This window comes from Streptosporangium sp. NPDC048886 (genome assembly GCF_055586905.1).
Genome location: NZ_JBVJHH010000002.1, coordinates 222,795 through 240,107 on the forward strand (window position 1 = coordinate 222,795; position 17,313 = coordinate 240,107).

The 17,313-nt window shown below is 73.0% G+C and carries 17 protein-coding genes; 7 read left to right on the plus strand and 10 right to left on the minus strand.

The annotated features are described in order from the left end of the window. Positions 1-5: 5 nt before the first annotated feature. Positions 6-293: a type II toxin-antitoxin system Phd/YefM family antitoxin gene (locus ACZ6R6_RS03235; protein ID WP_470089772.1), complete on the minus strand. Its 288-nt coding sequence runs from the start codon at positions 291-293 to the stop codon at positions 6-8. A gap of 65 nt (positions 294-358) precedes the next feature. Here ACZ6R6_RS03235 and ACZ6R6_RS03240 point away from each other — a divergent pair, with 65 nt between their 5' ends. The 3 genes from ACZ6R6_RS03240 (at position 359) to ACZ6R6_RS03250 (ending at position 3,755) form a co-directional block, all read left to right on the plus strand. Then, positions 359-982, plus strand: a complete 624-nt coding sequence (locus ACZ6R6_RS03240) for an ATP-dependent Clp protease proteolytic subunit (RefSeq protein ID WP_470089774.1) — start codon at positions 359-361, stop codon at positions 980-982. Positions 983-1,072: 90 nt separating this feature from the next. Beyond that, positions 1,073-3,148 carry a sensor histidine kinase gene (locus ACZ6R6_RS03245; RefSeq protein WP_470089775.1) on the plus strand — a complete coding sequence of 692 codons (2,076 nt, stop codon included), beginning with the start codon at positions 1,073-1,075 and terminating at the stop codon, positions 3,146-3,148. Beyond that, positions 3,135-3,755, plus strand: a complete 621-nt coding sequence (locus tag ACZ6R6_RS03250) for a response regulator (protein WP_306875278.1) — start codon at positions 3,135-3,137, stop codon at positions 3,753-3,755. Before ACZ6R6_RS03245 ends, ACZ6R6_RS03250 begins: the two co-directional genes overlap by 14 nt. Here ACZ6R6_RS03250 and ACZ6R6_RS03255 read toward each other — a convergent pair. After that, positions 3,727-4,395: a hypothetical protein gene (locus ACZ6R6_RS03255; protein WP_470089777.1), complete on the minus strand. Its 669-nt coding sequence runs from the start codon at positions 4,393-4,395 to the stop codon at positions 3,727-3,729. The genes ACZ6R6_RS03250 and ACZ6R6_RS03255 overlap by 29 nt on opposite strands. A 330-nt stretch (positions 4,396-4,725) precedes the next feature. On the opposite strand from ACZ6R6_RS03255, the gene ACZ6R6_RS03260 reads away from it, so the two are divergent. Beyond that, on the plus strand, positions 4,726-5,373 hold the full coding sequence (locus tag ACZ6R6_RS03260; RefSeq protein WP_470089779.1) for a GNAT family N-acetyltransferase: 648 nt from the start codon (positions 4,726-4,728) through the stop codon (positions 5,371-5,373). A gap of 19 nt (positions 5,374-5,392) precedes the next feature. Here the strand turns inward: ACZ6R6_RS03260 and ACZ6R6_RS03265 are convergent, their stop codons facing one another. The 3 genes from ACZ6R6_RS03265 to ACZ6R6_RS03275 form a co-directional block, all read right to left on the minus strand. Then, positions 5,393-7,348, minus strand: a complete 1,956-nt coding sequence (locus ACZ6R6_RS03265) for an acetoacetate--CoA ligase (protein WP_470089780.1) — start codon at positions 7,346-7,348, stop codon at positions 5,393-5,395. A 73-nt stretch (positions 7,349-7,421) separates the two neighbouring features. Next, on the minus strand, positions 7,422-8,273 hold the full coding sequence (locus ACZ6R6_RS03270; RefSeq protein ID WP_470089781.1) for a serine hydrolase: 852 nt from the start codon (positions 8,271-8,273) through the stop codon (positions 7,422-7,424). Continuing rightward, the gene (locus tag ACZ6R6_RS03275; protein WP_470089783.1) at positions 8,270-9,190 is read right to left on the minus strand and encodes a LysR family transcriptional regulator; all 921 of its coding nucleotides are present in this window, start codon (positions 9,188-9,190) and stop codon (positions 8,270-8,272) included. Before ACZ6R6_RS03275 ends, ACZ6R6_RS03270 begins: the two co-directional genes overlap by 4 nt. A 108-nt stretch (positions 9,191-9,298) precedes the next feature. On the opposite strand from ACZ6R6_RS03275, the gene ACZ6R6_RS03280 reads away from it, so the two are divergent. Continuing rightward, entirely contained in the window at positions 9,299-10,816 is a 1,518-nt protein-coding gene (locus tag ACZ6R6_RS03280) for a penicillin-binding transpeptidase domain-containing protein (protein WP_470089785.1), read from the plus strand. Positions 10,817-10,891: 75 nt separating this feature from the next. Next, positions 10,892-12,307 (plus strand): pyridoxal phosphate-dependent decarboxylase family protein, encoded by a 1,416-nt coding sequence (locus ACZ6R6_RS03285; protein WP_470089787.1) that lies wholly within the window; start codon positions 10,892-10,894, stop codon positions 12,305-12,307. A gap of 7 nt (positions 12,308-12,314) precedes the next feature. Here ACZ6R6_RS03285 and ACZ6R6_RS03290 read toward each other — a convergent pair whose 3' ends face one another. The 5 genes from ACZ6R6_RS03290 to ACZ6R6_RS03310 form a co-directional block, all read right to left on the minus strand. Next, entirely contained in the window at positions 12,315-13,094 is a 780-nt protein-coding gene (locus tag ACZ6R6_RS03290; RefSeq protein WP_470089788.1) for an HAD family hydrolase, read from the minus strand. A gap of 136 nt (positions 13,095-13,230) precedes the next feature. Beyond that, positions 13,231-13,866, minus strand: a complete 636-nt coding sequence (locus ACZ6R6_RS03295) for an HAD family hydrolase (RefSeq protein ID WP_470089790.1) — start codon at positions 13,864-13,866, stop codon at positions 13,231-13,233. 139 nt (positions 13,867-14,005) lie between these two features. Beyond that, complete coding sequence (locus ACZ6R6_RS03300; RefSeq protein ID WP_470089792.1) at positions 14,006-14,443, minus strand: DUF2690 domain-containing protein; 438 nt, start codon at positions 14,441-14,443, stop codon at positions 14,006-14,008. Positions 14,444-14,580: 137 nt separating this feature from the next. Further along, entirely contained in the window at positions 14,581-15,087 is a 507-nt protein-coding gene (locus tag ACZ6R6_RS03305; RefSeq protein WP_470089982.1) for a DUF6912 family protein, read from the minus strand. 129 nt (positions 15,088-15,216) lie between these two features. Beyond that, positions 15,217-15,861, minus strand: a complete 645-nt coding sequence (locus ACZ6R6_RS03310; RefSeq protein ID WP_470089794.1) for an HAD family hydrolase — start codon at positions 15,859-15,861, stop codon at positions 15,217-15,219. An 82-nt stretch (positions 15,862-15,943) separates the two neighbouring features. Here ACZ6R6_RS03310 and ACZ6R6_RS03315 point away from each other — a divergent pair, with 82 nt between their 5' ends. Then, the gene (locus ACZ6R6_RS03315) at positions 15,944-17,146 is read left to right on the plus strand and encodes an acyl-CoA dehydrogenase family protein (RefSeq protein ID WP_470089795.1); all 1,203 of its coding nucleotides are present in this window, start codon (positions 15,944-15,946) and stop codon (positions 17,144-17,146) included. Positions 17,147-17,313: the final 167 nt, after the last annotated feature.

Below are 17,313 nucleotides of genomic sequence, written 5' to 3' on the forward strand. Positions count from 1 at the left end.
GGGCCTCAGGGTCTGCCGGGCTCGCGCGGCGGCCGGTGCTCGGCGGCGATGCCGATGTGGCGGGACCCGGCCGGCCGGGGCTCCGCGTCGTAGGTGGCGGCCCCCAGCCGGATGACCGTCTCCGAGGCCTGCCGCTCCATGCTCTCCAGGCGTTCGAGGTCGGCCGCCGGGACCAGCGCCACGAGCGGTTTGCCGTGCCGGGTCATGACGATGCGCTCCCCGCCGTACGCGGCACGGTTCACCAGCTCGGCGAAGTCCGAGCGGGCCTGCGTCACCGGGATCTCTTCGGCCATGCCTCCAGCATAGCAGTCTGTGCATAATGTACATTTTAAATGTTCTGTACAGAATGGAGGCGCGCATGAACGGATTCACCGACCGCCACGTCCTGCCGGACCTCGTCGAGCGGACCAGCTACGGCACCACCGTGACGGATCCCTACTCCAAGCTCCTCGCCGGACGGATCATCTTCCTCGGTGCCCCGATCGACGACACCAGCGCCAACGACGTGATGGCGCAACTGCTCTATCTCGACTACAGCGACCCCGGACAGGACATCTCGCTCTACATCAACTCCCCCGGCGGCTCGTTCACCGCAATGATGGCGATCTACGACACCATGCAGTACGTCACGGCGGACGTGGAGACCGTCTGCATGGGCCAGGCCGCCTCCGCCGCCGCCGTCCTGCTGGCGGCCGGGACGCCGGGCAAGCGGATGGCCCTGCCGCGCTCGCGCGTCCTGATCCACCAGCCCTCCGGTGAGGCGCAGGGATCCTTCGGCGACCTGGAGCTGCACGCCCATGAGCTCCTGCGCGCGCGAGAACTCATGGAGATACTCCTGGCCAGGCACACCGGGCAGAGCGAGGAGCGCATCCGGCGCGACATCGAGCGGGACAAGGTCCTGGACGCCGACGGGGCCGTCGCCTACGGCCTCGTCGACGTGACGGTCCCCGCCCGCGAGGCGACGGCCTCCTCCCCGGAGTAGGCCCCGCCCCCGGACCAGGTCCCGGGACACCGTCCCGTCCCGCCTGGGCGCGAGCGCTTGTACGGTGTGCCGGACGGCTCGGGAGGGACAGTGATCGCAGCGGCACGCACCGCCTGGCCCTGCTCCGTCCTGACCCTGACCCTGGTGGCCCTGTCCGTCGGCCTCGCCGCGCTCAACGAGACCGGGGTGTGGGCGCTGAGCCACCTGCTGTTCGTGGGGGCCTGCGCGCTGGCGGGCGGGCTGATCGGCTCGCGCCGGCCGGAGCACGTGGTGGGCCGGCTGCTGGCGCTGAGCGCGTTCTGCTTCGCGCTCATGGAGGTCTGCGGCCAGTACGCCATCCTCGGCCTGCTCACCCGGCCGGGACTGCCGCTCGCCCAGGCCATGGCGTGGCCGCAGACCTGGCTCTGGGTGCCGGCGAACCTGTCGCTCGTCCTCGTCCCGCTGGTCTTCCCCGGCGGGAGGCTCTCCTCGGCCCGCCTGCGGCTCCCGGTCCGCGCGGTGGCCGTCGCCGCGGCGCTCACCATGGCGGTGGACGCGCTGCGGCCCGGGGAGAACCACCAGGTGGGCACCGGCACCGGCGTGGTCAACCCGCTCGGGGTGGCCGAGCTGGCCCGGGTGGCCCCGGCGGCGGAGACGGCGATGACGGCCCTCATGGCGGTGGTCTTCCTGGCGGGCGGGATCGACCTGCTCGTCAGGGCGTTCCGGAGCGGCGAGCCCGAACGCCGCCAGATCAAATGGCTGACCTACGCGGTCGGGCTCCTGGTGCTGGTCGTCGCGGCCCGGCTGGCGGTCGGGCTGACCGACGGGGCCCCGGAGGCGATCTGGCCGGCCACCAACTCCCCGTGGGAGCTGCCCGGCGCGCTGGGCACGGCGCTCATGCCCGTCGCCATCTGCATCGCGATCCTGCGCCACCGGCTCTTCGACATCGACCTGGTGATCAACAGGACGCTGGTCTACGCGCTGCTGTCGGGCTGCGTGACCGGCGGGTACGTGGCCGTGGTGGGCTACCTCGGCGCGATCTTCCCCACCGGGGACCTGCCGGTCTCCATACTCGCCGCCGGACTCGTGGCACTCGTCTTCGCGCCGCTGCGGGAACGGCTGCAGAGCGGGGTCAACCTGCTGATGTACGGCGAGCGGGACGACCCCTACGCCGCGCTCACCCGGCTGGGCCGCCGGCTGGAGAACACCGGGGAGCCCGGCACCGTGCTGGCGGGGGTCGCGCGGGCGGTGGCCGAGGCCCTGCGCCTGCCGTACGCGGCGGTGGAGACGGCCGCGGGCGCGCGGCACGCCTCCGGCACGGCCGTCGGCGACCCGGTACGGCTGCCGCTGACGCACAACGGCGAGCGGGTCGGGGACCTCATCCTGTCGCCCCGGCCGGGAGAGACCGGGTTCGGCCCCCGCGACCTGCGCGTGCTCACCGTCCTGGCCGGGCAGATCGCGGTGGCCGTGCACGCCGTACGGCTCTCCGCCGACCTGCGGCACTCGCGGGAACGGCTGGTGATGGCGCGCGAGGAGGAGCGCCGCCGCCTCCGGCGCGACCTGCACGACGGGCTCGGCCCCACGCTGGCCGCGCTGACCATGCGGGCCGAGGCCGTGCACGACCTGGTCGAGGACGGGCCCGCGCGGCGGCTGCTGGCCGACATCGTCGGCGACGCCGAGGCGGCGGTGGCCGACGTGCGGACCCTGGTGGACGGGCTGCGGCCGCCCGCGCTCGACTCCCTCGGTCTGCTCGGCGCGCTCCGCGCCCACGCCACCCGGCAGCCGCCCGGCCTGCGCGTCGCCGTGCACGCGCCGGACGGCCTGCCGCCGCTGCCGGCCGCGACGGAGGTGGCGGCCTACCGCATCGCGACCGAGGCGCTGGCCAACGTGCGCAGGCACGCGGCCGCGACCCGCGCGGAGCTCCGGGTCGAGCTGGCCGGAGGCACGCTCAGACTTGAGGTGTCCGACGACGGCGGCGGCCCGGGACCGGCCGGGGACGGCGGGAGGCGGCCGGGCGCGGGAGCCTCGGGCCGCACCGGGGTGGGGCTGGCGTCGATGCGCGAGCGGGCCCTGGAGTTGGGTGGATCGTGCACGGTCGAGGAGCGTCCGGAGGGCGGGACCCTGGTCAGGGTCGTGCTGCCGGCGTACGAGGAAGAGGACGCCGGTGATCCGGATCTTGCTGGTTGACGACCATCCCGGGTTCCGCGCCGGGCTGCGCGCCCTGCTGGCGGCGGCCGAGGGGATCGAGGTCGCCGACGAGGCCGCCAGCGGGGAGCAGGCGCTGGCCCTGGTCGGGCGGGCGCAGCCGGACGTGGTCCTGATGGACCTGACGATGCCCGGCATGGGCGGGATCACGGCGACCGAGCGGATCGTCCGCGACCACCCGCACATCCGGGTGATCGTGCTCAGCATGTCGGACGACGACGACTCGGTGTTCGCCGCCATGCGGGCCGGGGCCCGCGGCTACGTCCTCAAGGGGGCGCGCAAGGCGGAGCTGGTCCGGTCGGTGCAGGCGGTGGCCGAGGGGGAGGCCATCTTCGGCCCGGCGATCGCCGCCCGGCTGACGGGCTACTTCACCGAACGGGAGCGGAGCGAGCCGGCGCTGCCCGAGCTGACCCGGCGGGAACGGGAGATCCTCGGCCTGGTCGCCGAGCACCTGACCAACCCGCAGATCGCGGCCAGGCTCGGGTTGAGCCAGAAGACCGTGCGCAACCACGTGTCGGCGGTCTTCGCCAAGCTCCAGGTGGCCGACCGGGCCCATGCGATCATGCGGGCGAGGGAGGCGGGGCTGTGAGGCCCGCACGCCAGTCGGCGTCCGGCATCCGCAGCACGCGCAGCGCGACCCAGCCGTAGGCGGCCAGGTGGAGCAGCGCGCCCGCGGACTGCACGGCGGGCGGGCGGTCGGCCGTCACGAACGGCACCAGCGTCCCGGCGAGGGCGGCCAACGGCACCCACCAGGGGGCGATCCGGGCCACCACGAGCCCGGTGAGCAGGGTCAGCAGCCCCACGTGGACCAGGAACCCCGGCAGCAGCATGCCGAACAGGAACCCCGGCAGCTCGCCGGCCCGCGCGGTGACCGCCTCCGCCTGCGCGTCGGGCAGGGCCTGGGCGAGGGCCAGGTCGTAGAAGTCGGTGGTGAAGAGCGTCAGCGCGTGACCGGCGCCGAGCAGGCCGAACACGGCGCCGACGTTGCCGGTCCCCGGGGCCCTCCCGCGCAGCAGGTGGGCCAGGCCGAGCACCACCGGGATGAGGCTGAGCGCCGCCCAGAGGTAGAGCAGGCCGCTGACCTGGACGAGGGCCGGGTGCTCGCGGAAGACGGCGGGATCGTGGTCGGCGGCCGGGGGCGAGGTCAGGAAGGCCAGGAACTCCAGCACCGGCCAGGCGAGCAGCGCGATCCCGGCGACGATCCGGCGGAACGAATCAGGATTTTTCATCACCTGTCCACCGGACCGGAGCCCCGTCCCGGACCGCCTGAGCCCGTGTCCCACCCACCCGGGAGGATTGTCCCCCGGGGTGATCCGGGAGCCGCCCCGGCTGCCGTGAACACCCCGCCGGCCGGGAGGCGTCCCTCGGAGGGATCCCTTTCGGCCGGGAGGCGTGACCCGGCGGAGAAAGGCCCGGCGGCCGGGGGCGTGACCCGGCGGCAGCCCCCACCGAGGAGACACCGACTGGGGAGGCGTCCCTCGGAGGGGACCCCTGCGGCCGGGGGCGTGACGGCCGTAAACGAGTGGATTCCCCGGTGGCCGGGTCGGCAGGATCGGGGCATGCGCAACTGGCCCCTTTTCCGGCTCCGGGTGACCACTCCCCGGCTGGAACTCCGGATCCCGTCCCTCGACGACCTGGACGAGCTCGCCGACCGTGCCGCCGAGGGCGTTCACGGGCCGGGCTTCATGCCGTTCACCTTCCCCTGGAGCGACGCCGCGCCGGCCGAGCGGGCGCGCAGCACCGTCCAGTTCCATTTCGGCCAGTGGGCCGGCTGGTCCCCGGAGAAGTGGAGCTGCCTGTTCGTCGTCGTCGACGGAGGCCAGGTGGTCGGCATGCAGGAGGTGTCAGGCACCGACTACGCGGTGACCCGCGAGGTCGCCACCGGCTCCTGGCTCGGGCGGCGCTTCCAGGGACGGGGCATCGGCACCGAGATGCGCGCCGCGGTGCTCCACCTGGCCTTCGACGGCCTGGGCGCCTCGCAGGCGACCTCGGCGGCGTTCGCCGACAACCACGCCTCCTACGCGGTCTCGCGCAAGCTCGGCTACCGCGACGACGGCATCCAGATGCACAACCGCCTGGGCAAGGCCGTCGAGACCCGCCGCCTGCGCCTGTCCCGCGACGACTGGAGCACCCCGGCGGGGTTCGAGATCCACGGTCTCGGCCCCTGCCTGCCGCTGTTCGGCGCCGGCGAGGACCCGGCCGGCTGAACCCCGCCGGCGGCCCGTCTCACTCCTCCAGAGGGGCGAAGTGCGGCAGGACCTCGGGGTTGGCCATGGCGTCGAGGTTGGCGGCCTTCTCCGGAGGGACGCCGAGGAGGATCTTGCGGACGGGCACCTCCAGCTTCTTGCCGCTGAGGGTGCGCGGGATCCCGGGGACCTCGATGATCTCGTTCGGCACGTGCCGGGGGGACAGCGCCTCCCGCAGGGCCCCGCGCAGCCGCGCGACCAGCTCGTCGGACAGGGCCGCCCCCTCGGCCATGGTGACGTAGAGCAGCAGGCGACCCTCCTGGCCGAGCTGCCCGGTGTCGATCACCAGGCTGTCGGCGATCTCGTCGAAGCGCTCCACCACGCGGTAGAACTCGCTGGTGCCCATCCGGACGCCGCCCCGGTTGAGGGTGGAATCGGAGCGGCCGTAGATCACGCAGCCGCCGTCGGGAAGGATCTTGATCCAGTCGCCGTGCCGCCAGACGCCGGGGTAGTCGGCGAAGTAGCTCTCCCGGTATCTCGTCCCGTCGGGGTCGTTCCAGAACATGACCGGCATCGACGGCATCGGCGCGGTCAGCACCAGCTCGCCGACCTCGCCGACCACCGGCGTGCCCGACGGGTCGAAGGACTCGACCCTGGCCCCCAGGCAGCGGCAGGGGATGACGCCCGCGCGGACCGGCAGCAGCGGGGCCGCGCCGACGAAGCCGGTGCAGACGTCGGTGCCGCCGGAGAAGGAGCCGAGCTGGATCTCCGGCAGCGCCTCGTGCACCCAGGCGAATCCCTCGGGCGGCAGCGGCGAGCCGGTGGAGCCGAGGCCGCGCAGCGCCGTGAGCCCGGAGGGTCGCAGGTCCGCCTTCATGGACGCGATCAGGTAGGGCGCGCCGGTGCCGAAGTAGGTGACCCCCTCCTCGGCGGCCAGCCGCCACAGCGCGTCGGTCCCCGGATGGGTGGCCGACCCGTCGTAGAGGACCACCGCCGAGCCGACCAGCAGGCCGCCGATGAGGTAGTTCCACATCATCCAGCCGGTCGTGGTGTACCAGAAGAAGACGTCGTCCTCGCCCAGGTCCTGGTGGAAGGCGAGCGCCTTGAGGTGCTCCAGCACCACGCCGCCGTGCCCGTGCACGATCGGCTTGGGCAGCCCGGTGGTGCCGGAGGAGTAGACGATCCAGAGCGGGTGGCCGAAGGGCACCGGCTCGAACTCCTGCGGCCCGGCCGTCTGCCGCAGCTCCGCCCAGCTCAGGACGGGGGTGCCGGCCTCGTCCGGGAGCTGTCCCCCGTCCGGCGCGCCGGCTCCGTCCGGCGTCGTCATCCGCACCCGCGCGACGAGGGTCGGCAGCTTGGCCGCGATGTCCTGGACGACTCCGGCCCGGTCGAACCGCCTGCCGTTGTAGTCGTAGCCGTCGACCGCGATGAGCACCTTCGGCTCGATCTGGGTGAAGCGGTCGATCACGCTGGGCGCGCCGAAGTCCGGGGAGCACGACGACCAGATCGCGCCCAGCGAGGCGGTGGCGAGGAACGCGACCAGCGTCTCGGGCACGTTCGGCGCGTACGCGGCGACCCGGTCCCCCCGGCCGACGCCCAGCCCGGCCAGGCCCGTGCGGACCCGTGCGACCTCCTCGGCCAGCTCGCCCAGGGTGAGCGTCCGCCGGCCGCCCCGCTCGTCGCGGAAGACCACCGCGGGCCGGTCGGGCTCGGAGGCGGCCCGGCGCAGCGCGTTGGCCGCGTAGTTCAGCGTCGATCCGGTGAACCATTCGGCGCCGGGCATCGTCCCGGATATGACGGGCCCGTCACCACGCTCACCCACGACATCGAAGTAGTCCCAGACCGACGTCCAGAACTCGGCCGGGGCGTCCACCGACCACTGCCACAGGGACTCGTAGTCACCGGGGCGGCCGAGCCACTCCATGTAGCGGGTGATCCTGGCTTCTCTCACGACCTCCGGGGTGGGTTCCCAGAGCAGCGCACCTTCCTCAACCATGGCCCCATCCTCTCGGCGGCTCGCCGGAATGTCATCCCCCGGGACCACACACCCTCGGGGCGTACGGTGTGGGTCAGCCACGTAACCGCTCCACGGCGGCCCGCGCCGCGGTGCCGATCACCGCGTCGGCGCGGGGCTGGTTCTGCGCCGTGCCGTAGGAGCGGGTGAAGACCGCGACCGCGTAGCACCCGCCGTCGGGATACTCCACCACGCCGACCTCGTTGCGGATCGTGGGCAGCGTGCCGGTCTTGCCGCTGACCGCGACGTCGTCGTAGGGGAAGCCGGCGGCCAGCCGGTGCGGCCAGACCTGCAGGCCGAGCAGTCCGCGCATCGAGGCGCACGACTCGGCCGAGGCCGCCTCGTCGCGCCAGATCATGCTGAGCAGCCGGGTCATGTCGCGCGGGGTGCTCCGGCTGGTGCGCGCGGGGTCGAGCGCCCGGAGCCGGGCGATCACCGCGGGGTCGGTGGGCATCTCCTCCTGCCCGGCGTCCTCGACGATGCTGGCGAACAGGCCGCGGCAGTCGTGCTCGACCCATGTCCCGGCCAGGCCCGCGGCGGCGAGCATGGCGTTGACCGCCGGCAGGCCGACCCTGCGGACCAGGGTGTCGGCGGCGGTGTTGTCGCTCACCGCCATCATCAGGTAGGCCAGGTCGCGCAGGGACATCGTCACGTCGTCGGCCATGACCGACACTCCGGTGGGCCCGGGGGTGTGGCCGTCCGCCATGACCGTCACCCGTTCGGACGGCTCCAGCCGTCCGGCGTCGGCCTGCCGGAAGAACTCCACCAGCAGCGCCACCTTGAACACCGAGGCCAGCACCACCGGCTCGTCGGCACCGTGGGTGACCTCGGCCCCGGTGTCGACGTCCACCGCGTGCAGGTATCCGGTCACCCCGGCCGCGCGGAACAGCGCGCCGAGGTCGCTCATGCGAGGAATCCAGAGGAGGGCCTGGCACGGACCCGCCGCGCCGGCGCCGCACCGTCGTCCGTCATCCCGGCTTTCTCCTTCAGCACTCGTACGGCCACCGCCCCGAAGGCTACGGCAGCGTCCGCGGCCTGCCCCCGCCAGGCCGTGGACACCCGCCAGGCCAGCGGGCTGCCCAGCAGCGGCCTCCACCGCAGTCCGGGCAGCTCCACGCGGGGCCCGAAGGCGACGGCCGTGCCGGCCAGGACCAGCCCGAGGGTCTGCGCCTCGTGCACCTCCTCCGGGACGTATCCGTGGTGGCGGCACTCGGCGAGCGTCTCCTCGTGCAGGCCGGGCTCCCGAGGGAAGAGCACGAGCTGCCGGCCGGCCAGATCGGCCAGGTGCACCGACGACAGCTCCGCGAGCGGGTCGGCCTCGGCCAGCACCACGCCGGGACGCTGGACGAGCACCGGGCCGAAGCTCAGCCCGGGGGCGGCCACCGGATGGCGGAGCAGGCCGACGTCCAGGGTGCCGTCGGTGAGCGCGATGACCTGGTCGGCGCTCCACATCTCAGCCGGGGCGAGCCGTACCTCGGGCACGCGCTCGCGGAACCCGGCGATCAGCGCCGCGATCACCGAGGATCCCAGGTCGGGCGGGACGCCCACGCGCAGCGCCGCGCCCTCCCCCCGCCCGGCCAGGTCCCGCAGCCGGTCCACCCGCGCGACGATCTCGCGGGCCTCGGCCAGCAGCAGCCGCCCCGGCTCGGTCAGCCGGACCTGGCGGCTGGAGCGGTCGAACAGCCGCACGCCGAGCTCCTCCTCCAGCCGCCGGATGCGCTGGCTCAGCGGCGGCTGGGCCATGCCCAGCCGGACGGCCGCGTTGCCGAAGTGCAGCTCTTCGGCGACGACCGTGAAGTAACGCAGATGCCGCACGAGGTCCATGAACAGCGATTATATCTATTTTCATATTGATATCACCTGCATACCAATATTGGACATATATGACATCCCTCTGGTCTCCTCGGTCCGCGAAGACAAGGGGGACGATCCATGAACCTGAAACACCTGGCGGCGGCCGTGCTGGTGCCGGTCACCGTGATCGGCGCGGGCGCCTGGGCGCTGCGTACCCAGGGGTCGGCCGAGGAGACGGCCCAGGAGTTCCTGACCGCCTGGGCCGGGCAGGACTACCCGGCCATGCGGGCGCTCACGGTCGATCCGCCGGGTGACTTCGACCGGTGGTACCGGCGTTTCCGCACCGACCTGAAGCTGTCCAAGGCCGCTTTCGCGGTCACCGGGGGCACCGGCTCCAAGGTCACCTTCCACGCGACGCTGGACGGGCCGGTGGACTGGTCCTACGACGGCTCGCTGACCCTGGTCGAGCACGAGCGGGCCTGGCGGGTGAAGTGGAGCCCGGCGGCGCTCCACCCCCGGCTCAAGGCCGGCCTGCGGATGAGGACCGTGCTGGTCAAGGCCGAGCAGGCGCCGGTCCGGGCCGCCGACGGGACCCGTATCGACACCGCGGGCACACCGGGCTCGGTGCAGCAGCTCGTCGAGGGGCTCAAGGAGAAGTACGCCGCCCGCCTCACCGGCGCCGCCTCGGCGCGGGTGGACCTGGTCCGGGGGACGGAGCGGGTCGCCACACTGGCCACCGCCGAGGCCGTGGCGGGCAAGGAGCTGCGGACCACGATCGACCTGCGCGTCCACCGGGCCGCCGCGGCGGCCTTGGAGAAGGTGACCAAGCCCGCCTCCCTGGTCGCGCTGCGGCCCTCGACCGGGGAGATCCTGGCCGTGGCCAACAAGCCCGGCGGGTTCAACCGGGCGCTGCTCGGCCACTACCCTCCCGGCTCGACCTTCAAGGTGGTCACGGCCTCGGCCCTGGTCGCCGACGGCATGACCGCGGGCGAGCGGGTGCCCTGCCCCGCCGAGCAGAACATCGGCGGCTTCCCGTTCCACAACGCCGGGTTCAAGGACTACGGCACGATCGCCCTGCGCGAGGCGTTCGCCCACTCGTGCAACACCACGTTCGGGCGGCTCAGCGTGGACCGGCTGGGCGGGGATCGGCTGGCCTCGGTGGCCGCGAGCTTCGGCTTCGGGGGTCCGGTGGAGCCCGGCGTGCCCGCCGTACGGGCGCAGTTCCCCGACCCCAAGGACGACACCGACCTCGCGTCGGCCTCGATCGGGCAGGGCCGCGTCCTGACAAGTCCGCTGAACATGGCCACCGTCGCCGCGGCGATCGCCGACGGCGCCTGGCGCCCGCCCCGGCTGGTCGACGCCGGCCTGCTTCCGGCGGCCCAGCCGAGGAAACTGGAGCCGGCCGTGGTGCGGGCGCTGCGCACGCTGATGCCCGCGGTGGTGGTGGAGGGCACGGCCAGCGCGGTCTCCTTCCCCCCGGGCACGGCGGGCAAGACCGGGACCGCCGAGTTCGGCTCCGGCAAGGAGCCCCCCTCGCACGCCTGGTTCATCGGCTACCGGGGCGACCTGGCGTTCTCGGTGATCGTGGAGGGCGGCGGCGCGGGCTCCACGGTGGCCGCCCCCGTCGCGGCCCGGTTCCTCGCCGGGCTCGCCTAGCCCCGGCCGTCGAAGATCGAAAAGGGGCTTGGCGGACCGTGTCCGGGCGTGCTTCCCTGAAGGATGAGTGATCCTTTGCACGAGCGCGACCAGGCCGCGGCGGCCCTGGAGCTGGTGGCCGGCGCCGTCCGGCCCTACCTTGACACGCTCGACGACCGCCCCGTCCACGATCACGGGGCCGACGGGCTGCTCGACCTGCTCGACGGCCCGCTCTCCGAGCGTGGCGAGGGCACTCTCGACAGCGTCGGGCAGCTGCTGCGGGTCGGCACCGCGGCGGCGACGCACTCCTCCGGACCGCGTTTCTTCCACTTCGTCGTCGGGGGGTCGACCCCGGCGGCCCAGGCGGGCGACTGGGTGACCTCGCTGCTGGACCAGGCCGGGGGCCTCTGGCTGACCTCGCCGTTCGCCGCCCGGGCGGAGACCGTCGTGCTGCGATGGCTGAAGGACCTGTTCGGGCTGCCGCGGTCCTACGGCGGCGTGCTGACCCCGAGCGCGACCTTCGCCAACCTCACCGGGCTGGCGTGCGCCCGCCAGTGGTGGGGCGAGCGGCACGGCGCCGACGTGGCGGCCGACGGGCTGGCCGGACTGCCGCGGATGCCCGTGCTGGCCGGCGGCTACCTCCACCCCAGCAGCCGTAAGGCGCTGCTGACGCTCGGCTGCGGCCGGGACGGCGCCCGGATCCTCGCCCGGGACCGGGCCGGCCGGGTCGACCTGGCGGCCATGGAGCGGGAGCTCAAGCGGATCGACGGCCCGGCGGTGATCGTCGGGAACGCGGGCGAGGTGAACACCGGTGACTTCGACCCCATCGACGACCTGGCGGACCTGGCCGGACGGTACGGCGCCTGGCTGCACGTGGACGGCGCATTCGGACTGTTCGCCGCGGCCTCGCCCCGCCTGTCGCACCTGGTCAAGGGGGTGGAGCGGGCGCACTCGGTGACCGCCGACGGGCACAAGTGGCTCAACGTCCCCTATGAGAGCGGGTTCGCGTTCGTCCGCGACCCGGAGCTCATGGGCCGGACCTTCGGCCCGTGGGGCGCGGCGTACCTCCCCGGCGGCGACGACCAGCACGTCAACTACAACTTCCTGGGCCCGGAGTCCTCCCGCCGCGCGCGGGCGCTGCCCATCTGGGCGACCCTGCGGGCCTACGGCAGGCAGGGCCACCGGGAGATGGTCGAGCGCCACCACGGGCTCGCCCTGCGGCTGGGCGGGATCGTCGAGGAGGCCGCCGACCTGGAGCTGCTCGCCCCGGTACGGCTGTGCGTGGTCTGCTTCCGCTACCGCCCGCCGGGCGTCCCCGAGGAGGAGCTGAACGCGCTGAACGCGTGGATCGGCCAGGAACTGCTCGCCGACGGCCGGGTCTACGCCGGGACCACCACCTACCGGGGGATGACCGCCCTGCGGCCGGCCATCCTCAACTGGCGCACCACCGAGGCCGACATCGACCTGCTGGCCTCGGTCATCCGCGAGATCGCCGCCCGCCGTACGGGATGAGCCGCCGCTAGCCGGCCCTGCGGGCCGGCGAGGTGAGCCCGGCCACCGCGGCGACGACCTCGGAGGGGTTGGACAGGTCGGGCAGGACCACGTCGGCCCCCGCCTCGTGAAGCTCGGCCGGGAGGGAGCGGCCGGTGGCGACCGCGATCATGGACGCCCCGGCGATCTTGGCCGCCTGGACGTCTCTGGCCGAATCACCGATCATCACGGTGTTACCGCCGTCGAAGGTCCCGCCGTGCTTCTGCCTGGCCCGGCCCTGCGCGACCTGGAGCAGGGTGGCCTTGGGGTAGACCTCCTCGCCGTAGCCGCCGACCTCGAAGTCCACGTGCCGGTCCAGGCCGAAGGCGGTCAGCTTGTGCACCGCGTTGCTCTTGATCGTGCCGGTGAGCACCGACTGGACCACGCCGTCGAGCCTGGCCACCGCCTTCAGCGCGTCGGCCGCCCCGGGCATCATCCGGCCGTCCTTGGCCAGGCGCTTGCGCCTGGCTCCGAAGGTCTCGGCCAGCGCGTCGAGGAACTTCGGGAGGTGGCCGTCGTCGGCCACGACCCCGTTGAGGGCGAGCATCTCGAAGACGATCTCGGAGTCAGGACGCCCGTTGTGCTGGGTCAGCTTGACCAGGGGCCGTCCGGTGACCTGCCGGAAGGCCTCCGCGTAGGCGTCGCGGGTGACGATGGACACGTCGACCAGCGTGAGATCGACGTTCCACAGGACGAGGCGGCTAATCGTGGGCCTCCCGGAATGGGTGCGGATGCCCAGAGTACGGCCATCGCCGTCCCCGTCCGCCATCGATGCCCAGACCGTCCGGTCACGGGGGGACGGTCCCGGACCGCGGTCCCGGGCGAGGGTCACGGATGGACCGCGGTCCCGGACGGGCGGCGGTCCCGGGCGGGCAGTGCCGGAGGGGCGGTGGATCGGGGCGGGTTCAGGCGTAGCCGACGGCGTCGGCGAGGGTGTCCACGACCGGGACGCCCAGCGCCTTCAAATCCGCCCGGCTGGTCATGCCGCCGGTGTAGAGGACGGCCCGCGCCCCGACGTGCCGGGCGGCGTGCGCGTCGTCCACGCTGTCGCCGATCACGAGCACGTCGGCGGGGTCGACCCCGAGCGCCGCGAGATGGGCCACCATCGAGTCGGCCTTGTGCCCGCCGGACGCGCTGCGCAGCCCGTCGATCCGGGTGAAGTGCCGGTCGATGCCGAACTCGGCGACCTTGGGCCCCAGCCGCTCGTGCGCCCACATCGACAGCAGCGACTGCCTGCCGCCCTCCCGCTCCCAGCTCGCCAGGGTGGAGGCCGCGTCCGCCGCCAGACCGCACTCCAGCATCAGCCGGTGGTAGTTCTCGTGGAAGCCGAGATCGAGCCGCTCCCACTCGCCGTCGAGGAGCGCACGGCCGAGCATGCGCTCGTAGGCCGTCCAGATCGGTCGGGTGTAGACCGCACGGAAGCGGTCGACGTCGTAGGAGCCCAGCCCGTAGGGCTCGAACACCGCGTTCGTCGCCCCGACGACGGCGTCGACGTCGTGGAAGAGAGTGCCGTTCCAGTCCCAGACAATATGCTTCGTCATATCGGCTCAAGCCTAGCCAGTCGGTCGGACATTTCGCCGCCCCGCACCGCACGGGCGGCCCCCGCGAGGCGTGGACCCCGCGGCGGGCCGGGGTGCCCGGCCCGCCGCGGGGTCCACGCTCACCGCGCCACGGGGGCGCTCAACCGCAGGCCTTGCCGGTGGTGCCCTGCCCGTTCTGGCCGCCACGGCCCCCGTTCCAGCGCACGTGGACCGAGCCCCACGCGCAGATGCGGGGGGCGTACATCATGTCGCCCCAGTGACGGCCGCCGTTGCCCGCCTTGAACCTGAAGGTGTCCGAGCCGCGGTCGGTGTAGACGCTGATCGTGCCCGAGGCGGAGCTGGAGGTCGAGACCTCGGTCCAGTTGGTCTTGCAGGACCTCGACCACATGAGCTTGACCGTCCCGACCGTCTCCCTGGCCGGAGTCTTGACGGCGGCCGTCCGCACCACCTTCGCCGAGGCGGCGCAGCCCTCGCGGTAGGGGTCCTTGTGGTCGTAGGTGTGCGCGTCGGCCGGGGACGCCGCGAACAGGGCCAACCCGGCCGCGGCGACCGTGGCCGTGACTACTCGGATCTTCACTGACATCCGCTCCTTCTCGTCATGAGGCTGGCTGGACCGGAGCGATCTTAGCCACGATGGTCACGAAAAGGTGGGAAATTATTCATTTTTCGGTAATGGCGGTAAACCTAAGGGCCGGCTCCCGCGTCGTCGCGCGCTCAGTCGAGCAGGTCGGGGATCTCCTGTGTGGCGTACCACATCAGCTCGTGGGCCTCGGCGCCGTCCACGGTGAACCTGGCGTCGTCGTCACCGCGGTCGGCCGCGGGCAGCGCGGCGACGGCGGCCTCCACGTCCTCGGCCGCGGTCGGGTCGTCCACGTGGACCGCGGCGATCTTCGACAGCGGGACCGGCGCCGACAGCCGCACCCGGGCGCGCTCCTCCAGCCCGGCGCCCACGCTCACGACGTCGTCCGGCACCTCGGCGGCGATCACCACCCGGCGCGCGGCCACCTCCACCCCGTCCGCGCGGTCGGCGGCCAGCATCCGCAGGGACGCCCTGGCCGCCTCGGTCAGGGCGACGTACTCCAGCTCCTCGGTGTCACCCGAGACGTACCACTCGACCAACGCGGGGGTGACCGCGTAGCCGGTCAGCGGGGCCGGGCCGAACTCCCCCAGGGTGACCACACGGGCCAGCGCGGGGAGCGTGCCCGGCAGGTAGACGCGCATCCATGCCTCGATCTTCTGCTCCGACACCGGCGCCGGTCCGGCGCCGATCACCCATCGAGTGTGCCAGCCCCGGCGACCCGGCCGCGAGATCCGGGGTCCGGAAGGGGGCGGCGAGCCGGACGGCGGGCCTCAACGCAGCGGCACGCCGAAGAGCCGCTCCAGCTCGGCGATGGTCAGCTCGGGCTCCCGGTGGTGCACGCCCACGATGCCGAGGGCGCGGGCGGCCGTGATGTTGGCCTCGATGTCGTCGACGAACACGCATTCGTGCCCCGCCAGGCCGACCCGGCCGAGCGCGTGCTCGAAGATCCTCGGCTCCGGCTTGCGCATGCCGATCTCCCCCGAGATGACGACCGCGTCGAAGACCTCGTCCCAGCCGTCGCGGGGATACTCGTTGGCCCAGGAGTTGGACAGCAGGCAGGTCCGCAGCCCGGCGGCGCGTGCCTCGCGGAGCATCACGTACATCGCGTCGACCCGCTGGAACCCGGCGAACATCCTGGCCAGCAGCCCCTCCGCGACCGGCGGCACGCCGTCCGTCGTGATCAGCCTGGCAGCCAGGTCCCGCTCGAAGTCCAGGCCGGAGATCTCACCCCGCTCCAGGGCGTGGATCGTGTTCTCTCCGCTCTCGGAGCCCTCGTAGGCGTGCAGGATCAGCTCCCGCATCACCTCGCGGTAGTGGGCGGCGTCGATCCGGTCGGCGGCGATCCAGTCGGCGATCGCCTCGGACATCCCCACGGTGAGCACGCCTCCCCAGTCGATCAGCACACCCTTGAGCATCCCGCCTCCTCGTCTAGAACCGGCTCCAGATTAGGCATGGCCGGTGAGTGAGCCGGAAAGGGGTGGTGCGAAACTGACCGCCATGGACTTCGCGCTCAGCACGAAGGCGGAGGAATACCTCGCCAACCTGACCGATTTCATGGTGTCTCATGTGTATCCGGCGGAGCCGGTCTATCACGAGTGGCGGCTCGCGAAGGGCCACGGCAACCACGACCTGCCCCCGGTCGTCGAGGGCCTCAAGGCCGAGGCCCGCTCGCGCGGCCTGTGGAACCTGTTCCTGCCCGACGAGTCCGGCATGTCGGTGCTCGACTACGCCAGCCTGGCCGAGGTCACCGGCCGCTCCATCGACCTCGCCCCCGAGGCGCTGAACTGCGCCGCCCCCGACACCGGGAACATGGAGGTCCTGCACATGTTCGGCTCGCCCGGACAGCGGGACCGCTGGCTCAAGCCCCTCCTCGCCGGGGAGATCCGCTCGGCGTTCGCGATGACCGAGCCCGCGGTGGCCTCCAGCGACGCCACCAACATCTCCACCTCCATCACCCGCGACGGCTCCGAATACGTGATCAACGGCCGCAAGTGGTTCATCACCGGCGCGGCCGACCCGCGCTGCGAGATCATGATCGTGATGGGCAAGACCGACCCGGACGCCCCCACGCACCGCCAGCAGTCGATGATCCTGGTCCCGATGGACACCCCCGGGGTGGAGATCGTGCGCCATCTGCCGCTCTTCGGCTACCAGGAGCAGCACGGCCATTCCGAGATCACCTTCACCGACGTCCGGGTGCCCGCCTCCAACCTCATCGCGGAGGAGGGCGACGGTTTCCGCATCGCCCAGGCGCGCCTGGGACCGGGCCGCATCCACCACTGCATGCGGGCGATCGGCATGGCCGAGCGCGCCCTGGAGCTGATGTGCTCCCGCGCCGCCAACCGCGTGGCCTTCGGCCAGACCCTCGCCCAGCAGGGCGTCGTCCAGCAGCAGATCGCCGAGTCCCGGCTGGCCGTCGACCAGGCCCGGCTGCTCACCCTGAGGGCCGCCTGGCTGATCGACACCGTCGGCGCCAGGGCCGCCGCCGCCGAGATCTCCGCCATCAAGGTCGTCGCCCCCAGGATGGCCTGCGAGGTCATCGACCGCGCCATCCAGGTCCACGGCGGCCTGGGCGTCTGCGACGACGTGCCGCTCGCCATGATGTACGCCCAGGCCCGCGCCATGCGCATCTTCGACGGCCCCGACGAGGTCCACATCCGCGCCGTCGCCCGCAGGGAGCTCAAGCCCTACCTCCTGTGAGGCCCCGGGCGGGCGACCATCCCGGAGGTTTCCCGCCGAATGTCCGATTCGATGGCTGGACGGCGTTTCAGGCCCGCGGTTCGAGGAAGGCTAGGAGAAGAGTGGCCCCAGGGCCAGATGGCCGCAGGTGAGAGGCGCCATCGGCCGCCCGCGGGCGCCACCCGGAC

Bases quoted from the DNA above. Each gene is read 5' to 3' on its own strand.
- ACZ6R6_RS03235 (WP_470089772.1), bottom strand. From the start codon at position 293: ATGGCCGAAGAGATCCCGGTGACGCAGGCCCGCTCGGACTTCGCCGAG.
- ACZ6R6_RS03310 (WP_470089794.1), bottom strand. From the start codon at position 15,861: ATGCTCAAGGGTGTGCTGATCGACTGGGGAGGCGTGCTCACCGTGGGG.
- ACZ6R6_RS03295 (WP_470089790.1), bottom strand. From the start codon at position 13,866: ATGACGAAGCATATTGTCTGGGACTGGAACGGCACTCTCTTCCACGAC.
- ACZ6R6_RS03255 (WP_470089777.1), bottom strand. From the start codon at position 4,395: ATGAAAAATCCTGATTCGTTCCGCCGGATCGTCGCCGGGATCGCGCTG.
- ACZ6R6_RS03265 (WP_470089780.1), bottom strand. From the start codon at position 7,348: ATGGTTGAGGAAGGTGCGCTGCTCTGGGAACCCACCCCGGAGGTCGTG.
- ACZ6R6_RS03280 (WP_470089785.1), top strand. From the start codon at position 9,299: ATGAACCTGAAACACCTGGCGGCGGCCGTGCTGGTGCCGGTCACCGTG.
- ACZ6R6_RS03275 (WP_470089783.1), bottom strand. From the start codon at position 9,190: ATGGACCTCGTGCGGCATCTGCGTTACTTCACGGTCGTCGCCGAAGAG.
- ACZ6R6_RS03270 (WP_470089781.1), bottom strand. From the start codon at position 8,273: ATGAGCGACCTCGGCGCGCTGTTCCGCGCGGCCGGGGTGACCGGATAC.
- ACZ6R6_RS03305 (WP_470089982.1), bottom strand. From the start codon at position 15,087: ATGCGCGTCTACCTGCCGGGCACGCTCCCCGCGCTGGCCCGTGTGGTC.
- ACZ6R6_RS03315 (WP_470089795.1), top strand. From the start codon at position 15,944: ATGGACTTCGCGCTCAGCACGAAGGCGGAGGAATACCTCGCCAACCTG.
- ACZ6R6_RS03260 (WP_470089779.1), top strand. From the start codon at position 4,726: ATGCGCAACTGGCCCCTTTTCCGGCTCCGGGTGACCACTCCCCGGCTG.
- ACZ6R6_RS03290 (WP_470089788.1), bottom strand. From the start codon at position 13,094: ATGGCGGACGGGGACGGCGATGGCCGTACTCTGGGCATCCGCACCCAT.
- ACZ6R6_RS03240 (WP_470089774.1), top strand. From the start codon at position 359: ATGAACGGATTCACCGACCGCCACGTCCTGCCGGACCTCGTCGAGCGG.